1 rRNA gene is annotated in these 3151 nt (G+C 50.8%); it reads right to left on the reverse strand.

From position 1 onward, the window contains the following. Nucleotides 1-83: 83 nt before the first annotated feature. Nucleotides 84-2977 (reverse strand): 23S ribosomal RNA (locus HX801_RS30120). Nucleotides 2978-3151: the final 174 nt, after the last annotated feature.

Consider the following 3151-nt stretch of genomic DNA (forward strand, 5'->3'; position numbering starts at 1 on the left):
TTTGCAAGATCTCGAACTTTCGGTTCGTTTCGTCTTCACACACCGCAATCTGGTCTCTTCGACGCAAATTGCTTGGGTGTTATATGGTCAAGCCTCACGGGCAATTAGTATTGGTTAGCTCAACGCCTCACAGCGCTTACACACCCAACCTATCAACGTCGTAGTCTTCGACGGCCCTTCAGGGAACTCAAGGTTCCAGTGAGATCTCATCTTGAGGCTAGTTTCCCGCTTAGATGCTTTCAGCGGTTATCTATTCCGAACATAGCTACCCGGCAATGCCACTGGCGTGACAACCGGAACACCAGAGGTTCGTCCACTCCGGTCCTCTCGTACTAGGAGCAGCCCCTCTCAAATCTCAAACGTCCACGGCAGATAGGGACCGAACTGTCTCACGACGTTCTAAACCCAGCTCGCGTACCACTTTAAATGGCGAACAGCCATACCCTTGGGACCGGCTTCAGCCCCAGGATGTGATGAGCCGACATCGAGGTGCCAAACACCGCCGTCGATATGAACTCTTGGGCGGTATCAGCCTGTTATCCCCGGAGTACCTTTTATCCGTTGAGCGATGGCCCTTCCATACAGAACCACCGGATCACTAAGACCTACTTTCGTACCTGCTCGACGTGTCTGTCTCGCAGTCAAGCGCGCTTTTGCCTTTATACTCTACGACCGATTTCCGACCGGTCTGAGCGCACCTTCGTACTCCTCCGTTACTCTTTAGGAGGAGACCGCCCCAGTCAAACTACCCACCATACACTGTCCTCGATCCGGATAACGGACCTGAGTTAGAACCTCAAAGTTGCCAGGGTGGTATTTCAAGGTTGGCTCCACGCGAACTGGCGTCCACGCTTCAAAGCCTCCCACCTATCCTACACAAGCAAATTCAAAGTCCAGTGCAAAGCTATAGTAAAGGTTCACGGGGTCTTTCCGTCTAGCCGCGGATACACTGCATCTTCACAGCGATTTCAATTTCACTGAGTCTCGGGTGGAGACAGCGCCGCCATCGTTACGCCATTCGTGCAGGTCGGAACTTACCCGACAAGGAATTTCGCTACCTTAGGACCGTTATAGTTACGGCCGCCGTTTACCGGGGCTTCGATCAAGAGCTTCGCGTTAGCTAACCCCATCAATTAACCTTCCGGCACCGGGCAGGCGTCACACCCTATACGTCCACTTTCGTGTTTGCAGAGTGCTGTGTTTTTAATAAACAGTCGCAGCGGCCTGGTATCTTCGACCGGCATGAGCTTACGGAGCAAGTCCTTCACCCTCACCGGCGCACCTTCTCCCGAAGTTACGGTGCCATTTTGCCTAGTTCCTTCACCCGAGTTCTCTCAAGCGCCTTGGTATTCTCTACCCAACCACCTGTGTCGGTTTGGGGTACGGTTCCTGGTTACCTGAAGCTTAGAAGCTTTTCTTGGAAGCATGGCATCAACCACTTCGTCATCTAAAAGATAACTCGTCATCAGCTCTCGGCCTTAGAATCCCGGATTTACCTAAGATTCCAGCCTACCACCTTAAACTTGGACAACCAACGCCAAGCTGGCCTAGCCTTCTCCGTCCCTCCATCGCAATAACCAGAAGTACAGGAATATTAACCTGTTTTCCATCGACTACGCTTTTCAGCCTCGCCTTAGGGACCGACTAACCCTGCGTCGATTAACGTTGCGCAGGAAACCTTGGTCTTTCGGCGTGGGTGTTTTTCACACCCATTATCGTTACTCATGTCAGCATTCGCACTTCTGATACCTCCAGCAAGCTTCTCAACTCACCTTCACAGGCTTACAGAACGCTCCTCTACCGCATCACCCGAAGGTGATACCCGTAGCTTCGGTGTATGGTTTGAGCCCCGTTACATCTTCCGCGCAGGCCGACTCGACTAGTGAGCTATTACGCTTTCTTTAAAGGGTGGCTGCTTCTAAGCCAACCTCCTAGCTGTCTAAGCCTTCCCACATCGTTTCCCACTTAACCATAACTTTGGGACCTTAGCTGACGGTCTGGGTTGTTTCCCTTTTCACGACGGACGTTAGCACCCGCCGTGTGTCTCCCATGCTCGGCACTTGTAGGTATTCGGAGTTTGCATCGGTTTGGTAAGTCGGGATGACCCCCTAGCCGAAACAGTGCTCTACCCCCTACAGTGATACATGAGGCGCTACCTAAATAGCTTTCGAGGAGAACCAGCTATCTCCGAGCTTGATTAGCCTTTCACTCCGATCCACAGGTCATCCGCTAACTTTTCAACGGTAGTCGGTTCGGTCCTCCAGTTAGTGTTACCCAACCTTCAACCTGCCCATGGATAGATCGCCCGGTTTCGGGTCTATTCCCAGCGACTAGACGCCCTATTAAGACTCGCTTTCGCTACGCCTCCCCTATTCGGTTAAGCTCGCCACTGAAAATAAGTCGCTGACCCATTATACAAAAGGTACGCAGTCACAGAACAAAGTCTGCTCCCACTGCTTGTACGCATACGGTTTCAGGATCTATTTCACTCCCCTCTCCGGGGTTCTTTTCGCCTTTCCCTCACGGTACTAGTTCACTATCGGTCAGTCAGTAGTATTTAGCCTTGGAGGATGGTCCCCCCATATTCAGACAAAGTTTCTCGTGCTCCGTCCTACTCGATTTCATGACTAAGAGATTTTCGCGTACAGGGCTATCACCCACTATGGCCGCACTTTCCAGAGCGTTCCGCTAATCTCAAAGCCACTTAAGGGCTAGTCCCCGTTCGCTCGCCACTACTAAGGGAATCTCGGTTGATTTCTTTTCCTCAGGGTACTTAGATGTTTCAGTTCCCCTGGTTCGCTCCATACACCTATGTATTCAGTGTAAGGTAACCATCTTATGATGGCTGGGTTCCCCCATTCAGACATCTCCGGATCAAAGTCTGTTTGCCGACTCCCCGAAGCTTTTCGCAGGCTACCACGTCTTTCATCGCCTCTGACTGCCAAGGCATCCACCGTATGCGCTTCTTCACTTGACCATATAACCCCAAGCAATCTGGTTATACTGTGAAGACGACATTCGCCGAAAATTCGCAATTACTTACAAATTTTACCTTAGCCTGATCCGTTACCAGTGAAAGTAACGTTCAGTCTATCTTTCTATCACATACCCAAATTTTTAAAGAACGATCTAATCAAAGACTAGAAATCAA

Source organism: Pseudomonas sp. G1002 (assembly GCF_013385455.1).
GTDB lineage: Bacteria > Pseudomonadota > Gammaproteobacteria > Pseudomonadales > Pseudomonadaceae > Aquipseudomonas.